This is a genomic window from Sphaerisporangium rubeum, from assembly GCF_014207705.1.
In the GTDB taxonomy this organism is placed as follows: domain Bacteria; phylum Actinomycetota; class Actinomycetes; order Streptosporangiales; family Streptosporangiaceae; genus Sphaerisporangium; species Sphaerisporangium rubeum.
Map to the genome: position 1 here is coordinate 3,578,168 of NZ_JACHIU010000001.1, position 21,780 is coordinate 3,599,947.

General features: G+C 70.8%; 22 protein-coding genes. 10 read left to right on the top strand and 12 right to left on the bottom strand.

Annotated features, from left to right (window positions below; genetic code table 11):
• The first annotated feature begins 13 nt into the window (after positions 1-13).
• Positions 14-760: a phosphotransferase family protein gene (locus BJ992_RS15435; protein WP_184981579.1), complete on the top strand. Its 747-nt coding sequence runs from the start codon at positions 14-16 to the stop codon at positions 758-760.
• A 116-nt stretch (positions 761-876) separates the two neighbouring features.
• Positions 877-1,491 carry a DUF6886 family protein gene (locus BJ992_RS15440; RefSeq protein ID WP_221474825.1) on the top strand — a complete coding sequence of 205 codons (615 nt, stop codon included), beginning with the start codon at positions 877-879 and terminating at the stop codon, positions 1,489-1,491.
• Here the strand turns inward: BJ992_RS15440 and BJ992_RS15445 are convergent.
• Positions 1,442-1,861, bottom strand: a complete 420-nt coding sequence (locus BJ992_RS15445; protein ID WP_184981581.1) for a CoA-binding protein — start codon at positions 1,859-1,861, stop codon at positions 1,442-1,444. The genes BJ992_RS15440 and BJ992_RS15445 overlap by 50 nt on opposite strands.
• Positions 1,862-1,909: 48 nt before the next feature.
• Positions 1,910-2,266, bottom strand: a complete 357-nt coding sequence (locus BJ992_RS15450; protein ID WP_184981583.1) for a nucleotide pyrophosphohydrolase — start codon at positions 2,264-2,266, stop codon at positions 1,910-1,912.
• 95 nt (positions 2,267-2,361) lie between these two features.
• Between BJ992_RS15450 and BJ992_RS15455 the strand changes: the two genes are divergently transcribed.
• Positions 2,362-3,456: an ADP-ribosylglycohydrolase family protein gene (locus BJ992_RS15455; protein WP_184981585.1), complete on the top strand. Its 1,095-nt coding sequence runs from the start codon at positions 2,362-2,364 to the stop codon at positions 3,454-3,456.
• A 16-nt stretch (positions 3,457-3,472) separates the two neighbouring features.
• Here BJ992_RS15455 and BJ992_RS15460 read toward each other — a convergent pair whose 3' ends face one another.
• Positions 3,473-4,228 (bottom strand): alpha/beta fold hydrolase, encoded by a 756-nt coding sequence (locus BJ992_RS15460; protein ID WP_184981587.1) that lies wholly within the window; start codon positions 4,226-4,228, stop codon positions 3,473-3,475.
• Between the two features lie 256 nt (positions 4,229-4,484).
• On the opposite strand from BJ992_RS15460, the gene BJ992_RS15465 reads away from it, so the two are divergent.
• The gene (locus tag BJ992_RS15465) at positions 4,485-5,135 is read left to right on the top strand and encodes a GntR family transcriptional regulator (protein WP_184981589.1); all 651 of its coding nucleotides are present in this window, start codon (positions 4,485-4,487) and stop codon (positions 5,133-5,135) included.
• Positions 5,136-5,137: 2 nt separating this feature from the next.
• Positions 5,138-6,160, top strand: a complete 1,023-nt coding sequence (locus tag BJ992_RS15470; RefSeq protein WP_184981591.1) for a 1-aminocyclopropane-1-carboxylate deaminase — start codon at positions 5,138-5,140, stop codon at positions 6,158-6,160.
• A gap of 46 nt (positions 6,161-6,206) precedes the next feature.
• On the opposite strand, the gene BJ992_RS15475 is transcribed toward BJ992_RS15470, so the two are convergent.
• Entirely contained in the window at positions 6,207-6,617 is a 411-nt protein-coding gene (locus BJ992_RS15475) for a winged helix-turn-helix transcriptional regulator (protein ID WP_343072677.1), read from the bottom strand.
• A gap of 102 nt (positions 6,618-6,719) precedes the next feature.
• Here BJ992_RS15475 and BJ992_RS15480 point away from each other — a divergent pair, with 102 nt between their 5' ends.
• Entirely contained in the window at positions 6,720-7,565 is an 846-nt protein-coding gene (locus BJ992_RS15480) for an NAD(P)H-binding protein (RefSeq protein WP_184981593.1), read from the top strand.
• A gap of 192 nt (positions 7,566-7,757) precedes the next feature.
• On the top strand, positions 7,758-11,555 hold the full coding sequence (locus BJ992_RS34290) for a CHAT domain-containing protein (protein ID WP_184981595.1): 3,798 nt from the start codon (positions 7,758-7,760) through the stop codon (positions 11,553-11,555).
• 16 nt (positions 11,556-11,571) lie between these two features.
• On the opposite strand, the gene BJ992_RS15490 is transcribed toward BJ992_RS34290, so the two are convergent.
• A complete protein-coding gene (locus BJ992_RS15490; RefSeq protein WP_184981597.1) occupies positions 11,572-11,937 on the bottom strand; it encodes a ClpX C4-type zinc finger protein in 366 nt (121 codons plus the stop codon).
• Positions 11,938-12,040: 103 nt separating this feature from the next.
• The gene (locus BJ992_RS15495; protein ID WP_184981599.1) at positions 12,041-13,408 is read right to left on the bottom strand and encodes an aminotransferase class V-fold PLP-dependent enzyme; all 1,368 of its coding nucleotides are present in this window, start codon (positions 13,406-13,408) and stop codon (positions 12,041-12,043) included.
• Between the two features lie 322 nt (positions 13,409-13,730).
• On the opposite strand from BJ992_RS15495, the gene BJ992_RS15500 reads away from it, so the two are divergent.
• Entirely contained in the window at positions 13,731-14,987 is a 1,257-nt protein-coding gene (locus BJ992_RS15500; protein WP_184981601.1) for an SGNH/GDSL hydrolase family protein, read from the top strand.
• Between the two features lie 54 nt (positions 14,988-15,041).
• On the opposite strand, the gene BJ992_RS15505 is transcribed toward BJ992_RS15500, so the two are convergent.
• From BJ992_RS15505 to BJ992_RS15530, 6 genes are all read right to left on the bottom strand, one after another.
• Entirely contained in the window at positions 15,042-16,208 is a 1,167-nt protein-coding gene (locus BJ992_RS15505; RefSeq protein ID WP_184981603.1) for a cellulose binding domain-containing protein, read from the bottom strand.
• Between the two features lie 388 nt (positions 16,209-16,596).
• Positions 16,597-17,295, bottom strand: coding sequence for a TetR/AcrR family transcriptional regulator (locus BJ992_RS15510; RefSeq protein WP_343072678.1), 699 nt, complete (start codon positions 17,293-17,295; stop codon positions 16,597-16,599).
• A gap of 79 nt (positions 17,296-17,374) precedes the next feature.
• Entirely contained in the window at positions 17,375-18,598 is a 1,224-nt protein-coding gene (locus tag BJ992_RS15515) for a cellulose-binding domain-containing protein (protein WP_184981605.1), read from the bottom strand.
• A 415-nt stretch (positions 18,599-19,013) separates the two neighbouring features.
• Entirely contained in the window at positions 19,014-19,361 is a 348-nt protein-coding gene (locus tag BJ992_RS15520) for an SPW repeat protein (RefSeq protein ID WP_184981607.1), read from the bottom strand.
• Positions 19,362-19,748: 387 nt separating this feature from the next.
• Positions 19,749-20,141, bottom strand: coding sequence for a hypothetical protein (locus BJ992_RS15525; RefSeq protein ID WP_184981609.1), 393 nt, complete (start codon positions 20,139-20,141; stop codon positions 19,749-19,751).
• Between the two features lie 234 nt (positions 20,142-20,375).
• Complete coding sequence (locus tag BJ992_RS15530; RefSeq protein ID WP_184981611.1) at positions 20,376-20,711, bottom strand: hypothetical protein; 336 nt, start codon at positions 20,709-20,711, stop codon at positions 20,376-20,378.
• A gap of 366 nt (positions 20,712-21,077) precedes the next feature.
• Between BJ992_RS15530 and BJ992_RS15535 the strand changes: the two genes are divergently transcribed.
• Both BJ992_RS15535 and BJ992_RS15540 read left to right on the top strand, forming a co-directional pair.
• Positions 21,078-21,383 (top strand): WhiB family transcriptional regulator, encoded by a 306-nt coding sequence (locus BJ992_RS15535; protein ID WP_221475478.1) that lies wholly within the window; start codon positions 21,078-21,080, stop codon positions 21,381-21,383.
• Positions 21,380-21,778, top strand: a complete 399-nt coding sequence (locus tag BJ992_RS15540) for a hypothetical protein (protein ID WP_184981613.1) — start codon at positions 21,380-21,382, stop codon at positions 21,776-21,778. The genes BJ992_RS15535 and BJ992_RS15540 overlap by 4 nt, the downstream gene beginning before the upstream one ends.
• The last annotated feature ends 2 nt before the right edge of the window (positions 21,779-21,780 follow it).

Sequence of the window (21,780 nt, forward strand, 5' to 3'; positions counted from 1 at the left end):
ATACTGGTCGCACATGGATGAGATAGAACTCGTCGTCGCTCATTCCGAACGCGCGACCCTACGCGTCGGCGACATCTTCCTGAAGGTCGACGCCGATCAGACGCGCATCGACACCGAGGTGGAGGCGATGGCCCTCGCGCCGGTCCCGACCCCGGAGGTCCTGTGGCGTAAGCCGCACGTGCTCGCGCTCGCCGCACTCCCGGGTACGACGCTCGGACGCCTCGGCGGGCCCCCGACCGGGTCACCGGCGGCGTGGAGAGCGGCCGGTGCCGTCATCCGCAGGCTGCACGAAGCGCCACTGCCCCCACGGCAGGGCCGGGCCGGCCGGAGCATCGCCACGCTGGCCGCGGAACTCGATGCCGAGTGCGAGTCGCTCGTGACGGACGGCGTCCTCCCCGCCGACCTGGTCATCCGCAACCGCCAGGTCGCCGAGGCAGCGCTCCGGCCGTGGACTCCTGCGTTCACGCACGGCGACCTGCAGATCGCACACGTCTTCCTCGACGACGACGAGGTCACCGGCGTCATCGACTGGTCCGAGGCGGGCCAGGGTGACCCTCTGTACGACCTCGCCACCTTCACGCTCGGCCACGAGGAGCACCTCGACGACGTCATCGCCGGCTATGGCGCCGGCATCGACCTCGGCGTCATCCACGCCTGGTGGTCGTTGCGAAGCCTGCTCGCGGTCCGCTGGCTGGTCGAGCACGGCTTCGACGCCTTCGCGCCAGGTTGTGAGGTCGACGTCCTGAGATCCCTGGTGTAAGGCCGCCGCCGCACCCTTCCCCGGCCTGACGCGGCGGAAAGCGGTGCGGCGACTTCGGCGCGCCGTTCGGCACTCGACCAGGGACCACACCGCGCCTGACCCGCTAGAAATGGCACATGCGTCCAGAACCAGGCCAGGTGCTGCACTTCTCCGAAGACCCGAACATAAAGCTGTTCGTCCCCCACGTGGCCCGGACGGCGAGGCAGCAAGAGCCGTACGTCTGGGCCGTGGACGCGGCACGATCCCCCGACTACTGGTTTCCCCGGAACTGTCCCAGAGCACTCGCCTGGACCACCGCGTCCACCACCCACCACGACAGGGACCGCATCATCGGCCCAGGCTGCGGCGACCGCGTTCACGCCGTCGAGTACCGCTGGCTGGACGCCATGAGAACCGTCGACCTGTACGCCTACCGCCTCCCCGCCACAGCTTTCGAGCCGTTCGGCACCCCGGTCCCCACCGCTCAGGTGGCCACAGAACCGGTCACCCCCCTGGGCCCCCCGGAACGGGTCGGCGACCTCCTCCGCCTCCACGAGAAGGCCGGCATCCACCTCCGCGTCCTGCCGAACCTCTGGCCTTTCTGGGACGCGGTCACCGAAAGCACCCTCAGCTGGAGCGGCATTCGCCTGCGCAACGCCATCCCCAGGACCAGGAGCGCCACCGAACCAGCCCAGGAACCCGTCAGCCGGCCCGGCGCAGACTCCACTCCACCGCGGGGCACCGATCCATGACCACATCCAGACCGGCGTCGCGAGCCCGCATCCCCGCCGCCTCGTCGATGACGCCGATCGGCAGCCAGACCGCCCCGGCCCCGGCCGCGATCGCCTCGTCCACCACAGCCCCGGCGTACTCCGACCGCCGGTACACCCCGACCACGTCCACCGTCCCCGGCACGTCGCTCAACGACGCGTACCCCGGCTCACCCAGCACCGTCCGAGCCACCGGATGCACAGGAACGATCCGCTTCCCCCTCATCTGCAGCAGCCGCGCCTGCTGATACACCGTCCGGCTCGGATCATCCCCGAGCCCCACAAAAGCCCAAGTCTCCGACTCGGCAAGCAGCCGCTCGATAACCCGCTCATCCGCGAAACGACCATCCATACCCACCCCAACACCGCCACAGAGCCACCCCTTCCCGCACAAACACACTCACGAAAGCGGAGGCGCCTTACGAGCCGACCCCCGGTACTCCGCCACCGTGTACCGCCGATCGCTCTCATCCAGCTTGGCGTGCGCCGCCGCCACCAGATCGATCCCGAGCACATCGGCCAGCCGCACCAGGTACAGCGTCACATCCGCCACCTCGCCCCGCAGCCTCCCCGCCGCCTCCTCGTCGTCCATCACCCGCGCCGACTCCTCAGGCGTCAGCCACTGCAACTCCGCCAGCACCTCCCCGGCCTCCCCGGCCAGCGCCATCGCCAGGTTCTTCGGCGTGTGGAACCTCTCCCACTCCCGCTCGTGCGCGAACCGCCGCATCCGCACCGCCAGCTCCCCGAGCTCACTCATGTACGGCACGCTACCGGCCTTCGCGATCCACCCCCTCGGCAGTGAGCCGGCGACTACGCTCGGTCGAGCCCCCGACGAGAGGACGGCCAGCCGCCGTGCGTGACACCGAGACGACCGCCATCTCCCACCGCGACCGCGTACGTGGCTGCCTGCTCGCCGGCGCCATCGGAGACGCACTCGGTGCACCGATCGAGTTCGACTCGACACAAGCCATCCGGCGACAGCACGGCCCGGCCGGCGTGACCGGCCTGACCGCCGACTGGCGCGGCAAGACCGGCCTGATCACCGACGACACCCAGATGACCCTGTTCACCGTCGAAGGCCTGATCCGCGCCGGCGTGAGAGAACGCGAAAGAGGCTTCGCGGCCCCCGTGGACGTCGTCCGCAACGCCTACCTCCGCTGGCTCGACACCCAGAACCACCCCGCGCCGCCACCGGCCGACAGCCTCGTCCGCACCGGCACCCTCCGCGAGCAGAAATGGCTGTACTCCCGCCGGGCCCCCGGCAACGCCTGCCTGTCCGGCCTCCGCCAGTCCTTCGGCTCCCCGGCCGCCACCGGCGAACCCGGTCCGGTCAACCCCGGTTCCAAGGGCTGCGGCACCGTCATGCGCTCAGCCCCCTTCGGCCTCGCCGCACACGACGATCGCGCCGCCTTCACCCTCGCCGCCGCCTGCGCGCAGATCACCCACGGCCACCCCACCGGCTACCTCGCCGCCGGCGCTTTCGCCGCTCTCATCCACCACCTCGCACAAGGCACCCCACTGGTCCCGGCCGTACAGCACACCATGGCCCTCCTCGCCGAACACCCGTCCCACGAGGAGACCACCGACGCCATCGAGTCGGCCCTCATCCTCACGACGATGTCCGGCGACCCCACCCCCGAACGAGTGGAACGCCTAGGCGGCGCCTGGGTGGCCGAGGAGGCCTTGGCCATCGCTCTCTACTGCGCCTTGGCAGCACAGGACGACATGGAACAAGCCCTCCTGCTGTCCGTCAACCACTCAGGCGACAGCGACTCCACCGGCGCCATGTGCGGCAACATCCTCGGCACCCTCCACGGCGAAGCGGCCCTTCCGAGCCATTGGCTCGGCTCCTTGGAGGGGAGAGAAACCATCGCCGACCTCGCCGACGACCTCGCCGTCCACACCGCCGGTGGCATCGCGGCCCGCGACAAGTACCCGGGCTGCTGACCTCGGACGGCGGGCTCTAGGCGGCGCGCGAAACGGCGACTCGTGCGGCTTCGCCGATGAGGCCGGCCACGGCGTGCGGCTGGGAGACGGTGACGGCGTGGGAGGCGTCGATCTCGATGGTGGCGGATCCGGCGCGTCGGGCCATGAAGCGCATCGACTCCGCCGGGATGGCCAGATCCTGAGTGGTGATCATGGTCCAGGACGGGATGGACGTCCACGCCGCCCTGGTGGCGGTGTCCTGCAGCGCGGACGCCGCGATCGGCCGCTGGGTGGCGGCCATCAGCGCGGCGACGTCCGGGTCGACGTCGGCGGCGAACACCGCGTGGAAACGGTCCTGCCGGATGTAGAGGTCGGAGCCCGAGCCGCCGCCGGGAAGGGGGAACGGCACAGGGGCGAGGGCGGGGCCGAGTTCGCCTCCGGGGAACCTGGCGGCCAGTTCGGCGGTGCTCTCACCGGGTTCCAGGGCGAAACTGGCGATGTAGACGAGCGCCACGACGCCGTCGGCGCCGTCGGCGGCCTCGCTCATCACCGAACCGCCGTAGGAGTGGCCGGCGACCACGACGGGGCCCGGCTGCGCGTCCAGGACGCTGCGCAGGTAGGCGGCGTCCTCCCGCAGCCCGCGCAGCGGGTTGGCGACGGCGACGACCTCATGGCCGCGATGCCGGAGGTCGGCGATCACGCCGTTCCACGACGAGGAATCGGCGAACGCGCCGTGGACCAGAACGATGGTGGGGGCGGCCGGCTGCACGGACTCGAAGGCAGTGGTGTTCATGGGTACGGCCCTTCGGTGGCTGGACGGCTTGAAGCCGCCGGGACGTGTGCCGCGGACGTGGCCCCGCGGCGACGATCGAGAGCCCCGCCGGCGGCGGACGCGGGACAGGTCGACAGAGAGGCCGATCTCGGTGCCGTGGATTCGCGCCGCTCCACGGCTCACGGCCATCTATATGCAATATATTGCACATCGCATCCATGCGGTCAAGAGCCGTCTGAACTTGCGAAACGTCGAAGGGTAGGGTGCAATATATTGCATGCCCATCCCCAGGAACACGCCGGTGATCGACCGGCACCTCCTCCGCGACAGCGTCTACCACCACCTGCGCGACGCCATCGTGCACGGCGTGTTCGCCCCCGGTGAGCAGTTGCGGGACATGGAGCTCGCGACCTGGCTCGGAGTCAGCCGCACCCCGGTACGCGAGGCGATGCTGCGACTGGCCGACGCCGGCCTCGTCGAGGCCAGGCCGGGCCGGTCCACGACCGTCAGCTCGCTGGCCCTGCGCGACGTCCGCGACGCGCGCGACGTGGTCGCCGCGATGCACGAGGTGGCCGTGCGAGAGGCGGTGGCGAGCCTCACCGAGGCGGATCTGGACGCCATGCGCGCCGCGAACCGCCGCTTCCGTGCCGCGGTCGAGCGCGGTGACGTCGAGGAGGCCCTGCGCGCCGACGACGACCTCCACGCGGTCCCGGTGGCCGTCGTCGCGAACCGTGCGCTGGCCACCGTCCTCGACCAGTTCACCCCCGTGCTGCGTCGCGCGGAACGGCTACGCTTCTCCACCCTCGGCGGACGCGCCTCGATCGCACGCCACGACGAGCTCATCCGTCTCTGCGCCGCCGGAGACGCCGAGAAGGCCGCGGTTGTCGCCTTCGACACCTGGCGGTCCCTGCCGGCCACAGAGGAGTGACCGTGGCCCTCACCGACTTCCCCCGCCATCCGCTGCTCTACGGCCCGAGCCCGGTCCACCCGCTGCCACGCCTGACCACCCATCTCGGCGGCGCGTCGATCTGGGCCAAACGCGAGGACTGCAACGCCGGCCTCGCCTACGGCGGCAACAAGACCCGCAAACTGGAGTACATCGTCCCCGACGCGCTCGCCAAGGGTGCCGACACGCTGGTGTCGATCGGCGGCTACCAGTCCAACCACACCCGCCAGGTCGCCGCCGTCGCCGCGTCCCTCGGCCTGAAAGCCGTCCTGGTGCAGGAGAACTGGGTCGACTGGCCCGACTGCGTCAACGACCGCGTCGGCAACATCATGCTGAGCCGCATCATGGGTGCCGAGGTCCGCCTCGACCCGTCCGGCTTCGGCATCGGCGTCAAGGAGTCCTGGACCCGCGCCGTCGAGGACGTCGAAGCCCGCGGCGGCACCCCGTACCCCATCCCCGCAGGAGCCTCCGACCACCCCCTCGGCGGCCTCGGCTTCGCCGGCTGGGCCCACGAGCTGGAACGCCAGGAACGCGACCTCGGCGTCTTCTTCGACACCATCGTCGTCTGCTCGGTCACCGGCTCCACCCAGGCCGGCATGATCGCCGGCTTCGCGGCCCTGGAGGAAGCCGGCGGCCGCCCCCGCCGCGTCCTCGGCATCGACGCCAGCGCCAAGATCGACGAAACCCGCGACCAGATCACCCGCATCGCCACCGCCACCGCCGACCTCATCGGCGTCCGGCGTCCCCTGCGCGCCGACGAGATCACCGTCCTCCCCGGCTGGGCCGGCGACCGCTACGGCATCCCCGTCGCCTCCACCCTCGACGCCATCCGCCTCACCGGCCGCCTCGAAGGCATGATCATCGACCCGGTGTACGAGGGCAAATCCATGGCAGGACTCATCGACCTCATCACCACCGGCGAGATCCCCACCACCTCAACCGTCCTGTACGCACACCTCGGCGGCCAACCCGCTCTCAACGCCTACAGCGGCCTGTTCCCCCACTGAGTCCTCTCGCGGTACGGCAACCGCGCCGGCCGACGTCGGCGGCACCTCACCTTGACCGGCCGGCCGCCGAGACCGCGGCCCCGGCAGCGTCGTCGTAGTGCCGGCGGGCCCGTTCGACGTGGCCGAGGTTGGTGTCGGCCCAGTCGGCGAGGTGGGCGAAGAGGGGGCCGAGGCTGCGGCCGATGTCGCTGATCTCGTATTCGACGCGCGGGGGGATCTCGGGGTGGTAGGTGCGGGTGATCAGGCCGTCGCGTTCGAGTTGGCGGAGGCGTTGGGTGAGGACCTTGGGGGTGATGGTGGTGATGCGGCGCTCCAGTTCGACGAATCGCTGGCGGCCGAAGGTGTGGAGGGTCCAGAGGATCGGGGTGGTCCAACGGCTGAACACCATGTCGACGACAGGGGAGATGGGACAGGCCAGCTCGGGGTCGGTGGTGGCGTCGAACACCGGTCTGGTCACTGTGCACCCCTGGTGGTTAGTCACTTTCTTCTAGGTACCTACTATATCGAGGCTGTTAGCGTCGCCGTCGTCGCGAGAAAGCTCGACAAGAGGAGTCGGATCATGATGGTGGTGACGGGTGCGACCGGGAACGTCGGCCGGCCGTTGGTGCGGGCCCTGGCGGAGGCGGGGGAGCGGGTGACGGCGGTGTCGCGGGGGAAGGCTCCGGTGGATCTGCCGCACGGGGCCAGGCACGTACGGGCCGATCTCGCCGAGCCGGAGAGCCTGCGGCCGGCCTTCGACGGGGCCGAGGCTCTTTTCCTGCACGACGGCGGCGCGGGTGGTCACGGGCTCGACCCGAGGGCCATCGTGGACGTGGCGAAGGACGTGGGGATACGGCGTGTGGTGCTGCTGTCGTCGCAAGGTGTGGCGACCAGGCCGGAGTCACCCTCGCACGGCGGTGTCATGCGGGCCATCGAGGACGCGGTACGCGAGTCCGGTCTGACGTGGACGATCCTGCGTGCCGGCGCCTTCGCGTCCAACGCCTACGCCTGGACCGGGTCGGTACGCGCCGAGCGCACGGTCGCCGCGCCGTACGGCGATGTCGGTCTGCCGCTCATCGACCCCGACGACATCGCGGAGGTCGCGGCCGTGGCCCTGCGCAAGGACGAGCACACCGGTCGCGTCTACGAGCTGACCGGCCCGGCCGCCGTCACCCCTCGCCGGCAGGCCGAGGCGATCGGCGCGGCCCTCGGCGAGCCTGTACGGTTCGTGGAACTGACACGCGCCGAGGCGTACGCGCGGATGACGGCGTTCATGCCGGAGCCGGTCGTGGAGACCTCACTGGCCGTCCTCGGCGAACCCAATGCCGCCGAGCTGCGCGTCAGCCCGGACGTCGAGCACGTCCTCGGCCGCGCGCCTCGCACCTTCGCCGAGTGGGCCCGCCGGAACGTCGACGCCTTCCGGTAGAAGGTGGTCCGGTCGAGGTACGCCGCTGTCCGGGGCCAGGTCCGGTCGGAGGAACTCTCAGGCCGCCTTCGTCAGACGGCATGGCCCTGCGTACTCATAGTGGTATATGTATCACTTTGAGTGCGTGGCCGGGGAGGGCATATGGCGGACCGGGATGAGCTTGCGCATGCCTTACAGCGGCGTCTGGATCTTGTGGCCGCAACGCGGGATCCGGCGCCGCTGCTGGAGCAGGAGGTCGCGGAGCAGGCCAGTCGGCTGGCCGGGACGCTCGACGCTGAGGGTGATCCGCCGGTCATGAATCTGCTCGGCTGGGTGCACTGGCGGCGGCATCTGGCGCTGCCGGAGGAGCGGAACCGGGCCGATCTGGAGGCGGCGGTCGACATGTTCACCGCCTGTTTCGTCACGGACACCGGACCTCTGCCTGACGCGCTGCTGCCGATCCTGGCCGACCAGGCGGCGCACCTGGCCACGGACGTCCTTCAGCGGGTCCTGGATTCCGCCGACCCGGCGACGCTCACGGTCGTGATCCCGTTGTGGCGGCGCGTCATCGCCACCACCCCGGCCGGACACCCCGACCACGCGGCGCGGCTGAACGCCATGGGGATCGCGATGCGGCTCCGGTACGTGAACACCAGGTCGGCGGCGGACCTGGAGGAGGCGATCCGGTGGCTGCGGGAGGCGGTGGCGACAGGGCCCGCTGACGACCCCCGGCACGTCATGTACGTCAGCAACCTGGGGAGCGCGCTGGAGCTCAGGTCCCAGCGGACCGGGGACGTCGGAGGGCTCGACGAGGCGGTCGAACTCGGACGTAAGGCGGTGCGGGCCACCCCGGAGGGACACCCCGATCACGCCGGACGGCTGAGCAACCTCGGGAGCGCGTTGCTGGTGCGGTTCGACAAGACCGGGGTGACGGCGGACGTGGAGGAGGCGGCCGAGCTGGGACGCCGCGCGGTGGCGGCCGCTCCCGTCGGGAACCCTGAGCGTGCCATGTATCTGAACAACCTGGGGAACGCGCAGTGGGTCCGCGCCAGGGCCAGCGGGTCGGCGGCCGACCTGGATGCCGCGATCGGCGCGCTGCGGGAGGCGGTGGAGGCGAGCCCCGACGGTGACCCCGGCCGTGCCGCGCGGCTGAGCAACCTCGGGAGCGCGCTGTGGCTCAGGTCCGGACGCAGTGGGTCGGGGGTGGATCTGGAGGAGGCGATCCGGTGGCTGCGTGCGGCGATGGCGGCCATTCCCGCCGGTCGCACCGATCGCGGCATCTGCATGAACAACCTCGGGAACGCGCTGGTCACCCGGTTCTGGCGCACCGGCGAGACGAGCGATCTGGACGAGGCCATCGACGTGGCACGTCAGGCCGTGCGGGAGACCCCTGCCGGTCATGCCGACCGTGCGATGTTCCTGAGCAACCTCGGCAGCGCGCTGCAGGTCCGCTTCGAGCGCACCGGGGTGCTGGACGACCTCGACACCGCGGCCGACATGCAGCGTGAGGCCGTGCGGGCCACTCCGGAGGGCCATCCCGATCAGGCGCGGCGTCTGAACAACGCGGGGACGGCGCTGCGGGTCCGGTTCGAACGCACCGGTGCGCTCGGGGACCTGGAGGAGGCGGTCCGATCGCTGCGGGACGCGGTACGAGCCACCGCCGACAATCACCCCGGCCGCGCGGGACGGGCCAATAATCTGGCGAGCGCGCTGCTGGTCCGTGCCGAACGGACCGGAGCGGCGGGGGACGTGGACGAGGCGATCGCCTTCGGACGTCTCGCGGTGCACGCCACCCCCGACGCTCACCCCGACCGTGCCGGACGGCTCGGCAACCTGGGGGGAGCGCTGCTGGTCCGCTTCGGCCGCACCGGGACGGCGGCGGACCTGGAGGAGGCCGTGGACGCGCAGCGGCAGGCGGTGCGGGCCACCCCTGTGGGTCACCCCGACCGTGCCATGTACCTGAACAGCCTGGGGATGATGCTCCAGGCTCGCGCCGAGTCCACCGGCGCAGTGGCGGACCTGGACGGAGCGGTCGATGCGGCCCGTCAGGCGGTACAGGCCACCCCGGCCGGCCACCCCGGCCTGGCGATGCATCACCACAACCTCGGCAGCGCCTTGCAGGCCCGTTTCCAGCGCACCGGCGCTCTCGAAGACCGCGACGAGGCGGTGTCCTCGTACACCCGGGCCGCCGGCATCACCGGCGCGACGGATGTCACGACGGCCAATGTCACGACGGCCATTGTCACGACCGCCGGTGTCACGACGGCCGGTGCGACGGACGCGACCGGTACCACGGCAGCCGGTGCCACGGACGCCGCCGGCTCTGCCGACGCGGCAGGTGTCGCGGACGTCGCCGGTGTGCTGTCCGCCGCTCCGTCGGTGAGGATTCTCGCGGCTCAGGCCGGGGCCTCGCTGTGTGCGTCCTCGGACCCGGCTCACGCCGCCGCCTTGCTGGAGAAGGCCGTGGAACTCCTGCCTCAGGTGGCTCCTCGCCGGCTGGAACGCTCCGATCGGCAGTACGCCATCGGTGCTCTCCCCGGCCTGGCCGCCGACGCCGCGGCCCTGGCCCTGTCCGACCCCTCGGAGCCACCGGCCGGCCGCGCCACCCGAGCCCTCCGCCTCCTGGAAGCGGCGCGTGCCGTCCTCCTCAGTCAGGGCCTGCGCACCCGCGACGACCTGACCGCCTTGCGCGAACGTCACCCCGGTCCGGCCGCTCGCTTCACCGGCCTGCGCGACATCCTCGACCGACCGGCCTCACCCCGGTTCCTCCTGCCGGAACCCCCGGCTTCCCCGGCGGCGCGACCGGCGCAGCCCGCACCTCCGCCGGGACAGCGGGAAAGACGGCACGTGGCCAAGGAGTTCGCCGACCTGCTCGACCACATCCGTACCCTCGACGGCTTCGGCACCTTCGCCTTGCCTCCCACCACCGAACAGCTGCTGTCCCAGGCCACGTCCGGTCCCGTCGTGGTCTTCTCCGTCAGCTCGCACCGCAGCGACGCACTGCTCCTCACCGGGGACGGCATCACCGCGCTGGAGCTCCCCGCACTCACCCACGACACCCTGACCAGCAAGATCACCACCTTCTACGAGGCTCTGCGCATCGCCACCGACCGCGACACCTCGTCAGCCGGCCGCGCCGCCGCGCAGCAGCCGATCCTGGACGTCCTGTCCTGGCTGTGGGAGGCCGCCGCCGGACCTGTGCTGACCGCGCTCGGCCACCACCACCCACCCCGGCCCGGCACGCCATGGCCCCGCGTGTGGTGGGCCCCAGGCGGACTGCTCGGACTGCTCCCCATCCATGCCGCGGGCCACCACTCACGGCAGGACGACCCGCGCCACCGCGCCGTCATCGACCGCGTCGTCTCCTCGTACACCCCCACCGTCGGCGCGCTGCACCACGCACGCCGACGCACCACCACCCGTACCAGCCCACCTCACCGGGGTCTCGTCGCCGCCACGCCGACCCTCGAAGGCGCCGTCACCGAAGCCGGAAAGGTACTGAAAGCCCTTCCCGGCCTGACGCCGCTCCCGGCCCCCACCACGGCCACCGTCCTCAGCCACCTGCCGGAAGCCCAGGTCGCTCACCTCGCCTGCCACGGCTACAGCGACCCCACCGACCCCTCCAGCAGCCACCTCCTGCTCGGCGACGACCGCACCGACCCCCTGACCGTCACCGCGCTGGCCCCGCTGGCCCTGGATCAGGCCCGCCTCGCCTACATCTCGGCCTGCAGCACCGGCGTCACCACCACGACGCATCTCCTGGACGAGGCCATCCACCTCGCCTCCGCGTTCCAGCTCGCCGGGTTTCCCCACGTCATCGCCACCCTGTGGCGCGTCAACAGCACCCTCGCCACGCTCGTGGCCACCGCCTTCTACACCGCACTCACCCCGGACGGCACCCTCGACACCGCCGAGGCGGCGTTCGCGCTGCACCACACCGTCCGGGCCATCCGCGCCGGCGACCCCACGACCCCCACCGCGTGGGCCTCTCACATCCACACCGGCGCTTGAGGGAAGGACAGGAACCTCACTCCTCGCCGGAGAACCGTTCCCATGCGCTCTGCCGCGTCATGCCGAGCGCCTCACCGATCCTGGCCCAGGTGACGCCGCGGCGCCGCAGTTCCTGGACCCAGGAGCGCAGGTCGGTCTCGACCTGGTTCACCACGGCGACGACGCGGGGGATGTGGTCGAGCATCTGCTCGTCGGTCAGGGACTCCCACGTCGGCAGGCGGGGGTCGGCCTTCTTGTCGCGGTGCTCGCCGATGACGGTGTCGGCGAGGCTGACGCACTGGTCGCAGATGTAGACCCCGGGTCCGGCGACGAGCTGGCCGACCTCGGTGCGGGGCTTGCTGCAGAACGAGCAACGCAGTTCCTCGACGCTGCTGGTGGCCATGTCACGCCTCCTTGTCAGGTCATTCCTGACGTAGGGTAGCGACGTCAGGGACGGCCTGACAACCCCCGCGGGCCGTCCCATGGGAGACGCCACACGCGGAGGCTCAGGCGGCGAGACGGATGATGGCGGCGATGGAGCGGTCGACGTCCGTCTCGGTCGTGGTGGCGTTGGAGACGGAGATGCGCATGTGGCGGCGGCCTCGCCAGGTGGTGGCGCCGGTCCAGCAGGTGCCGTCGGACTGGACGGCGCGGACCACGTCGTCGGTGCGTGTGTCGTCGCCGAAGTTCACCAGGACCTGGTTGAGGACGACGTCGTTGGCGACCTCGAATCCGGCGGCGGTGAGGCCGGTGGCGAAGCGGCGGGCCAGTGCGCAGCAGCGATCGACCAGGGAGGTGACGCCGTCGCGGCCGAGTTCGCGCAGGGCCGACCAGACGGCGAAGCCGCGGGCCCGGCGGGAGGATTCGGGGGTGAGGGCCGCGCCTGCCGGGGGGCCGTCGGAGCCGGCGAGGTAGGCGGCGGTGTAGGACATGGCGGCGGTGTGCGCGGCGGGGTGCGCGCAGAAGGCGAAGGCCGAGTCGTACGGGACGTTGAGCCATTTGTGGCCGTCGCAGGCCCACGAGTCGGCCAGCTCGACGCCGTCCACCAGGTGGCGGGTCGCGGGGCTCGCGGCGGCCCACAGGCCGAAGGCGCCGTCGACGTGGACCCAGGCGCCGTGGCGGCGGGCCAGGTCGGTGGCCTCTCTCAAGGGGTCGCAGGCGCCGGTGTTCACGTTGCCTGCCTGGAGGCACACGATGAGGGGGCCGGGGGAGGCGGTGCGGAGGACCTCGTGCAGTGAGGCGGGGTCGATCGCGCCGTTGGCGTCGGCGGCCACGGGTTCCACGACGTCGGAGCCGAGGCCGAGCAGGCGCAGGGATCGGTCGATGGTGGCGTGGCGTTCCTCGCCGGCGACGACCCGGATCGGCGGGGCTCCGAGCAGGCCGCGCCGTTCGACGTCCCAGCCGGCCTGGCGCAGGACGTGGTGCCTGGCGGCGGCGAGGCCGACGGTGTTGGCGGCCTGGCAGCCGGTGACGAAACCGGTCGTGGCGGACGCGGGGATGCCGAGCAGGTCTTTCAGCCACGTGCCGGCGGCGGTCTCGGCGGCGATGGCGGCGGGGGAGGAGACGGCGGTGGTCGCGAACTGGTCCCAGGCGGTGGCGAGCATGTCGGCGGCCGTCGACGCCGGGGTGGCGCCGCCGGTCACGAAGCCGAAGTAACGGGGGCCCGCGCTCGCGACCAGGCCCGGTTCGGCGGTGGCGATCAGGTCGGTGAGGACCTGCTCGGGGGGTGTCGACGTGGTGGGGAGCGGGCCGGAGAAGGCGCGGGTCAGCTCGTCCTGGTCGGCGGGTATGCCGACCGGCCGGTCACGCAGCGAACGCCGGTACCTGGCGGCGTGGTCGGCGGCCAGACGGAACAGCGGGGTCAGATCTTCCACCGCACCACCTTATCGGGACAGATGCCTCGTTTATCTATAAAGGTATGTGGAGCTGACAAATGACTGCAATTCGGCGTGGTGCTGCGTCGCGATATCACACCGACTTTCGGTAGGCAACCATTCCGCCTCCTTCGGACGGCGGCATTCCGAAGGGCTAAAACCCTATTGGTCGGTTGATTTGCGCTCTAAGGTGTGTATCTCGGGACATCGGCCTCCGGAAGGGCCATACGCTCGCACTTTCCGCATGTCCATCTTCGTCTTGCGATTTTTCCGGACCGTTCCAAGTCTCGGCGGCAGGCACACCTTCGCTTTTGGGGAGAAAATGGTCGACATCAAGAACGTCGTCGTTCTCGGCGACAGCATGTCCGACATCGGGAACAAATGGCTGTGGCCCACCGGTGAGCTCGGCCGGCTGTTCCGCGCGATGCGCGTCAACGAGACGGGACGGTTCAGCGACGGCAAGAACTGGGCCGACTTCCTCGTCGAGTGGTCCACCGGCGAGACACTCATGTGGGGCAACCGCGACCTGTCGATCGGCAAGTCCACGACGTACCGCACCTTGTCGGGATACTCCGTGCTCGGGGTCGCGGACCCGGACGCGCCGGTCGAGCCGAAGGTGCCGGCGGAGCTCGACAAGTACCTGGAGATGCTGCACGCGGAGAAGAAGCCCACCAAGCCGCTCAAGGAGATCCGGTACGTCAACTACGCCATGGGTGGGGCCATCGTCACCAACGACTGGTCACCCAAGTTCGGCGCGCTCACCTACCTCAGGAGCCAGGTCGAGGACTACATCGCGCAGCGCAAGATCATGGGTACGGCGTTCAGCGGCCCGACGCTGCACGTCATCTGGATCGGCCTCAACGACTTCGTCACCGCCACCCGGCCCGACTACGACCCGAACAAGATCAAGTCGGTGCCGTCCACCGCCGACTACAGCTCGTGGCTGTCGTGGAGCCAGAACAACCCCAAGGACCTCTCCGGCGGCGTCGGCGTCTTCCCCGCCGTGGCCGAGATCCAGTCCCTGGTCGAACTGATCAACTCCAGCCTGGGTGAGACGGCGAAGGACCACCACTTCGTGATCGTCGACCTGCCGAGCGTGTACAACGCCATCAGGTTCATGGAGGGCCTCGGCGACCCCTCGTGGATTCCTCAGGCCAAGACGATCGAGCCCGTCATCCGCCGCTACAACGAGATGCTGGAAAGCCTCGTCAACAAGTGGCCGGTCAGCGGCCACGCGCCGGCCAACGTCCATCTGGTGAAGATGAGCGCCTGGATGGACTACGTCAGCGAGAACCTGGAGACCTGGGAGCTGTCCAAGAAGGCCCAGGACAAGGGGGTGCGCGTCTTCTACAACCCCGGCCTGCCCCCGGAGCCGAAGACCGACCCCGTCGCCAAGGACATGCGCCGCCGCATCACCACCAGCGACCTGGCCCACCCCACCGAGGCGGTGTACGGCATCATCGCGCGGTACTTCGTGACCCAGTTGCTGGAGAACGGCTACACCCTGGGCCGGCTGAGGAACGACACCTGGCCGAGGATCGCCCCCTTCCCCAAGCTGCCGTTCGACGTCGAGGACTGACCCGGCCATGACGGAGCCCCGTCCGCTTCGCGGCGGACGGGGCTCCGGCGGGGGTCACCCCGTCGTGCAGGGCCTGCCGTTCACGGTGAAGGCGGCAGGGGACGGGTTGGCGCTGGTGTGCGTCCCGATGAGGCCGATCAGCTGGGACTTGCCGGGCTTGATGGTCTTGTTCCAGGACAGGCTGGCCGCGGTGACGCCGGTGCCGGACTGGGCCCAGGCGGCCGACCAGCCCTGGGTCAGGTGCTGCGCCGCGGACGGGAAGTCGAACGCGAGACGCCAGCCGTCGATGTCGGTCGTGCCGATGTTCTTGACGGTGACGTTCGCGGCGAAACCACTGGCCCAGGTGGTCACCTCGTAGGTGACCGAGCAGGTGGGTGGGGTCGGTGTCGGTGTCGGTGTCGGGGTCGGGCTCTGCGGAGCGGGGGAGTACGTCGCGGCGTTGGACGGGAGGCTCAGGTAGCCGGCCGCGTTACGTGTCACCACCTGGAACGTGTACGACGGCTCGGTGCCGATCCGCACCATGGTGCGGGGGAGCGAGCTGTACCCCGCGTAGTTCCATTCGGTGGAGGACCGGCGGAACACCTGCCAGACGAGACCGGACGTGGAGTCCGTGCCGCCGGTCCAGGTCAGCGTCGCGTAGTCCGCGCCGAGTCCGCCGCCGGCACGCAGGTCGGTCGGGGTCGGCGGGATCACCGGTCCGGGGGTCGGGCCGGGGCTCGGCGGCTCGGCCATCGCGATCCCCCTGGCCAGCAGGCTCGGCACGCTGCGGTTGCCGGCCGCGTCCACGGCCACGACGTACGCCAGGTAGTGGCGGCCCGGGACGAGGTCGTAGGTGTAGCCGGTGACCCGCTCCGGTGTGGAGGAGACGATCTGCAGCGGGCCACGGGCGAAGGTCACGCTCTCCGGTGAGGTGTACGTCCAGGTGTACACCTCGTACCCGGTCACCCCGGTGTCGTCGGTCGACGGCGTCCAGACGAGGCCGAGCGCGGTGTTCAGGTAGATGTTCGTCGCGCCGAGCATGCCGGGCTCGCTCGGCCGGGTGGTGTCGGCGGCACCCGCCGCGGCGGCGCCGAGGACCGGAGCCGCGACGGCGGCCGAGCCCGGTGGCGGGACGGCGCCTGAGGCGGGGACCGGCCCGGCGATGAGCGCGGCCGTCGTGGCGGTCGCGGCGAGGCATCCGATGAGAAAGCCGCGTAACGCGGCCCCGCGGTTACGGGACAAGAACATGAGCATCTCTCTCGTCAGGTGAGCGGACCTTGGCGGGCCCGCTCATGATGTGCCGGTCAGGAGCAGGTGGTGCTGACGGAGGCACGGTGCCGCCGGACGCCGAGCGGCATGAGCGGCTCTGCCGGTGACAGGCATGACGGATCGAGCCGGACTTCCCCCCGGGCGAGAACCGGTGATATGCACCGTATGTCGCTGATCATGCGCCGCTGACGCGGAATCGTCCACGCATGTGCTCGGTCGGACCGCGGACCGGACAGGTCACAAGCGGAGCGGCGCCGCAGGTGACTGAAAATTTCACGCGCCGGGGACGGCGTACGGCCGGTGCCACCGGTCCGGCTGTACGGCCCGCCGATCCGGATGCGCGGAAAAGGACCGGCCCCGTTCAGGCCAGAGCGCGCACGATCAGGTCGGCGACCATGTCGGGGTCGATGTGGTGGCCGGTGAGCGTGCAGAGGTTCTCCTGGTACAGCAGGACGGCCGCGAACGTCGCCGCCGCGGCCTCCAGGCGCGCGGCGTCCCCACGGGAACCGGGGAGGGTGAGCTCCAAGGCGAACCCGGCACGGCGGATGATCTCGGCGTTCAGGTGACGCAGCCGGTCGCGCACGAAGCCATGGGTGTCGGCCTCGCGGAACAGGATGCGGCGCATCGCGGGGGAGGCCCGCAGCGGCACCCGCCGCGCCAGCCGGGCCAGCGTGCCGGCCGGGTCACCGGGGACGGCGTCCACCGGCGCGTCCCCGAGCTCCTCGATGCCGGTCCGCTCACGGATCAGCGCCGCCAGGACGTCGATCTTGCGAGGGAAGTAGTGGAACACCAGCCCCTTCGGCACCCCGGCCTGCTTGGCGATCTCGGCCGTCGCCGTGGCGTCGTACCCGCCGCCGGCGAACAGCTCCTCCGCCGCGTTCAGGATGCGCGTACGCGCGTCGGGTTCCGCCTGGTCACGGCGTTCGCCGCCTGAGGTCTCACCGTCGCCGGAGGCGGCCGGGACACCGGTACCGGTCCCGGGCCGCCTGCGCGCGGCCCGGGACCAGGTCTCGATCACACGTGCGCCGGAGTGGTCACGCGGTTCCGCAGGGCCGTCCACAGCCCGACGATAACGGTCACGGCGCCGGCGGGCCACGCCGCGGCCGATGATCTGCAGGACCTGTGGGCCGGCCGCACGCTCACCCGGCCGTGCAAGGCTTTCCGTTCAGCGTGAAGGAGTGCGGCGGCGGGTTGGTGCCGGTGTGCGTTCCGGTGAAGCCGATGATCTGCGACTTTCCTGGCTTGATGACCTTGTTCCAGTTGGTGGCGGTCGCGGTGACGGTCGTCCCCGACTGGGTCCAGGCGGCGGACCAGCCCCTGGTCACGCGCTGGCCGGCCTCCCGGAAGGTGAACCGGAGACGCCAGCCGTCGATCGTGGTGGTGCCGGTGTTCCTGACGGTGAGGCTCGCGGTGAATCCGCTGCTCCAGATGGTGTCCTTGTAGGTGACGGCGCAGGCCGGAGGGGTCGCGGACGGCGAAGGGCTCGATGGAGGAGCGGGGTAGGTGGCGAGGTTGGAGCCGCGGCCGAACTGGCCGTACACGTCGCGTGGCATCACCTGGAACGTGTACGACGGATCCCCGCCGATTTCCACCGTGGCGCTCGGGACCGAGGTGTACGCCATGAACTTCCAGTCGGTGGAGGAACGGCGGAACACCATCCACCGCAGGTCCGGCGTGGTGCCTTCGCCGGAGGTCCAGGTCAGCGACACGTACCCGGGGGACGGGCCCGCCGCGGCACGCAGGTTCTCGGCCAGTGGCGGAGCGGGAAGAGGTGTCGGGGTCGGGGTCACGATGATCGGCGGTTCCGCCATGGCCCTGCCGGCGGTCAGGAGACTCGGCAGGCTCCTGTTGCCGGCCGCGTCCACGGCCACGAGATACACCAGGTAGACCTGCGTAGGGACGAGGCTGTGGGTGTAGCCGATGATCTGCTCGGGTGTGGAGGAGACGATCTCCAGCGGGCCGCGGGTGAAGGTCGCGCTCTCCGGGGAGGTGTACGTCCACGTGTACACCTCATACCCGACGACCCCTGTGTCGTCGGTCGACGGTTTCCAGACAAGGCCGAGCGCGGTGTTGTGGTAGATGTTCGTCGGACCGAGCACGACAGGCGCGCTCGGCGGGGTGGTGTCGACGGCGCGACCTGCCGCTCCTGCGTCCTTGGCCGGGACGGCGGCGGAGCCAGGCGGCGGTAGGACGGCCGGGACGGCGGCGGAGCCCGGCAAAGGAGCGGCGGCCGGGGTCGGGACCGGGACGGCGCCTGAGGCGGGGACCGGGCCGGCGATGAGCATCGCCGCCGTGGCGGCGGTGACGCAGGTGCCGATGAGGAGGCCGCTCCACGCGGCTCCCCGCTTACGGGATGGGGACATCAGATATCTCTCTCGTCAGGTGGTCCGGCCCGGTCGGCCGGGCCACGATGTGCTGGTCAGGAGCAGGTCGAGCTGACGGAGGCAAAGGAGGTCGCCGGGCCACCGCAGTGGCCGCGGCGGCCTCCAGGCGCGCGGCGTCACCACGGGAACCGGGGAGGGTGGGTTCCGTGGCGAGACCGGCACGGGAATGGTCGCGGAGTGCGAGTGACGCAGCCGGTCGCGCACGAGGACATGCGTGCCGGCTTGGCGTGACGGAATGCGGCGCGCGTCGGGGTGGTCCGCGGCGGGACGCGTGTCGGCGTGTCCTGCGCGGCGGCGTCACCGGGGCCGGGGCCTGCGGCGCGGAGAGTGAGGAGGATGCCGTCCGGGGTGGTCCCGGGCCGGTGTGCGGCCCGGGACCGTTGAGGGGGTTCGGTCAGACGCGCGTCGGGGTGGCGGCGCGGTTCTGCAGGGACGTCCAGAGTGCGACGAGTACGGTCACGGCGCCGGCGAGCCACGCCGTCCACGCCGCGGCCTGTGTGCCGTCGAACCCGAAGGCCCAGGGTGAGACGACGAGCAGCGCGCCGAACGCGGCGGTCACCCACAGGCTCGCGCCACCCGCTCCGAGCAGGCCCCACAGGCCCGAGATCAGCAGCAGCACCCCGAGCGCCAGCAACGGCAGCGCGGCGTCCGCGACACCATTGGCCCAGACGAACACGGCGACCACCGCGACCAGACCCGCGAGGAACGCGACGACGTCGGACAAGGACTTCGTGAGATCCATCGGCTTTCCCTCCCAGCACGTGAAAGCGTCGTGGACCCTGAGAGTCATCCTTGATTGACCGGCCGGTCAATGTACGCCACCGTTACTTTCTGCTCACTGAGGGCGACGGGGCCGTTGTGAGACGCATGATGTTCCCCCTCCGCGGACGGCCGTGCACCGGACGCCGATCCGGCGCTCGGTGGCACTAGCGTCTGCTCGCGGACGCCGCGGTTCTTGACTGTCCGCGCCACGTCCTTGCCTGTCCGTGCACGATCCGGCGGTCAGGCCCTGGAACGCGACGGCCGGCCTCGTCTTTCCCGGCACGAGAACACCCACCCGCGGCGACGGCCGCGGGTGGGTGTGCGGTGGCCTGTGGTCCGGGGTCACCGGCCGGTCAGCGGATGCGGCTCACCACCAGGCCGTGGCGTTGCCGCTGCTGCAGGGGCCCGTCGACATGCAGGCGCGGAAGGCCCGGCTGGAACTGTTGCTGGTCGGATAGCCGGCGGTGTAGTTGCGGTTGCCGGCGCGGTAGTACGAGTACCCGTCCGGAGAGCGGTCGCCATTGGTGTCCACCTCGAAGCGGATGTACTCGCTCCCGTCGTAGTTCAGGATCCGTCCCCAGCCGTGCTGCGTGCCGTCGCAGTTCCCGTAACGCACTTGGATGGTGCGGCCGGAGACGATGCGGCTCACCGCGGTGGCGGCTCCCGTACACGAGTTGGGGTCGCTGTACCACGAGGCGGCATTCGCCGACCCGGCGGTCACAAGGGACGCGGCGAATGCCAGCGCAGCGATCCCCGTCAATCCGAATTTACCTTTCAGCGACATAACCGATCCCCTGTCCATAATGGCGCTCTGGTGTGCAGGTGCGCCGATTTGGTGCTTAATGGGGATTCTTGCTGTCGTAGTACCGGCTGTCGTTGACGGTCCGCGACACCCGGTTGACGAAGCGTGCCAATCGCCTCGCCACGAGTCGAACGCGCGAGCCCCCCGCCGGGACCGTCATCCGGCCGGTTCCGGCGGGGTCGCCGGGAGAGGTCAGGCCGTGCGGACCTCGACCTTCTTGGGGGAGTCGAGGGCGGGCCGGGTGCCGTCCAGAACTGAGGCGGCGGCGTCGCCGTTGAGCGCGGCCACTACCTGCGCGGCGGTGCTGGACACCGCGCCGGCCGCGTCACCGGCGAGCCCGACGGTGACGTCCTTGCCGGTCACCGCGACGGTGAGCGGGCTGGACGGCGCGGCACGCGCGGCGAGCGCGACGGTGACGTCGTCGCCGCCTTCGTGGCCGTAGGCCTTGGAGGTGACGTGGAGCGTGCCCGCGGCGGTGGCGCCGAACTCCGCGGCGCGGACGGTTCTCGCGGTGCGAGAGTTCCTCATCGAACGTTTTCCTCCGGTCGGCGCGCGTGGCCGCGGGGGAGGGGCGGCCCTGAGGGGATGCGCGCGGATGCTGTGGAGTCTTCGGCGGGTGAGGATCTTCGTCAAGCCCTGAATGGCATGTTCCGCGTAGTTTCGTGCTGTTAGAGGGCTGTAGTACGAAATTCTGTGACATACCATTCTGCAACCCTTCAAACTGGATATTTGGCGCCTCTGCGGAGGGTTGTCCCTCCGCCATTCCTGAGCCGGACGTGAGGTGGCAAAGTCATCACACAAACAGGTGTCAACGTGATCAGAGCGGGCACGCGGATTGTCGGCTGGCCCGCTCGCCGGCCGTGCCACGTCACTCTCACGGGGATCGCCATGGTCATGCACGACACCGTCACCGCGGTGCACCGGCCGCCGGCCGGGCCCGCCATCGCCTGGCTGGTCCGTGCCGCCTGCCGCGGCGAGGACCCCGAGTTGTTCTTCCCCATCTCGGCGAAGGGACCCGGTCACGCGCAGCACGAACGGGCCAAGTCGATCTGCCGGCGCTGCCCGGTGCGCACGCCGTGCCTGGAGTACGCGGTGCGGTGGCGCGAGGAACACGGCATCTGGGGTGGCACCGACCCCGAGGAGAGAAGGACGACGCCGTTCCACGCGGTGCGGCGGCTCGGCGGAGGGGAGCACCGATGAGCGAGACGGCGGCGCGGCCCGGCCGGCCGCAGGGGCTGGACGACGGGACCGTCGAGGCGCTCGGCAAGCTGTCGGAGGCGCTGGAGACCGCCGAACGGGCCAGGGGACACCTGTACGCGTTCCACCAGCTCACCGGCCGCGCGCACAACATGCTCGCCGAGGCCGTGGAGATGCTGCGCGCCGCCGGTCACGACGGTGAGGCGGACGTGATACGCGGCGACCTGCTCGGCAGGGACGTGCTGCCGGGACGCTGGACGTACCAGATCGTCGAGGAGTACGACGACGGGTACCGCCGCACGTTCCTGGAGGTCGAGGAGCTGATCCGCATGCGGCTCGCCGGAGGCCGGCGGCACATCTACGAGGAGGAGATGAAGGAACGCTTCCGGTCGCCGTGACC

Excerpts from the sequence above, each read along its gene's own strand:
- BJ992_RS15440 (WP_221474825.1), top strand. The coding sequence starts at position 877 with ATGCGTCCAGAACCAGGCCAGGTGCTGCACTTCTCCGAAGACCCGAAC.
- BJ992_RS15480 (WP_184981593.1), top strand. The coding sequence starts at position 6,720 with ATGATGGTGGTGACGGGTGCGACCGGGAACGTCGGCCGGCCGTTGGTG.
- BJ992_RS15490 (WP_184981597.1), bottom strand. The coding sequence starts at position 11,937 with ATGGCCACCAGCAGCGTCGAGGAACTGCGTTGCTCGTTCTGCAGCAAG.
- BJ992_RS15445 (WP_184981581.1), bottom strand. The coding sequence starts at position 1,861 with ATGGATGGTCGTTTCGCGGATGAGCGGGTTATCGAGCGGCTGCTTGCC.
- BJ992_RS15520 (WP_184981607.1), bottom strand. The coding sequence starts at position 19,361 with ATGGATCTCACGAAGTCCTTGTCCGACGTCGTCGCGTTCCTCGCGGGT.
- BJ992_RS15450 (WP_184981583.1), bottom strand. The coding sequence starts at position 2,266 with ATGAGTGAGCTCGGGGAGCTGGCGGTGCGGATGCGGCGGTTCGCGCAC.
- BJ992_RS15535 (WP_221475478.1), top strand. The coding sequence starts at position 21,078 with ATGCACGACACCGTCACCGCGGTGCACCGGCCGCCGGCCGGGCCCGCC.
- BJ992_RS15465 (WP_184981589.1), top strand. The coding sequence starts at position 4,485 with ATGCCCATCCCCAGGAACACGCCGGTGATCGACCGGCACCTCCTCCGC.
- BJ992_RS15530 (WP_184981611.1), bottom strand. The coding sequence starts at position 20,711 with ATGAGGAACTCTCGCACCGCGAGAACCGTCCGCGCCGCGGAGTTCGGC.
- BJ992_RS15500 (WP_184981601.1), top strand. The coding sequence starts at position 13,731 with ATGGTCGACATCAAGAACGTCGTCGTTCTCGGCGACAGCATGTCCGAC.
- BJ992_RS15460 (WP_184981587.1), bottom strand. The coding sequence starts at position 4,228 with ATGAACACCACTGCCTTCGAGTCCGTGCAGCCGGCCGCCCCCACCATC.
- BJ992_RS15435 (WP_184981579.1), top strand. The coding sequence starts at position 14 with ATGGATGAGATAGAACTCGTCGTCGCTCATTCCGAACGCGCGACCCTA.
- BJ992_RS15515 (WP_184981605.1), bottom strand. The coding sequence starts at position 18,598 with ATGTCCCCATCCCGTAAGCGGGGAGCCGCGTGGAGCGGCCTCCTCATC.
- BJ992_RS15540 (WP_184981613.1), top strand. The coding sequence starts at position 21,380 with ATGAGCGAGACGGCGGCGCGGCCCGGCCGGCCGCAGGGGCTGGACGAC.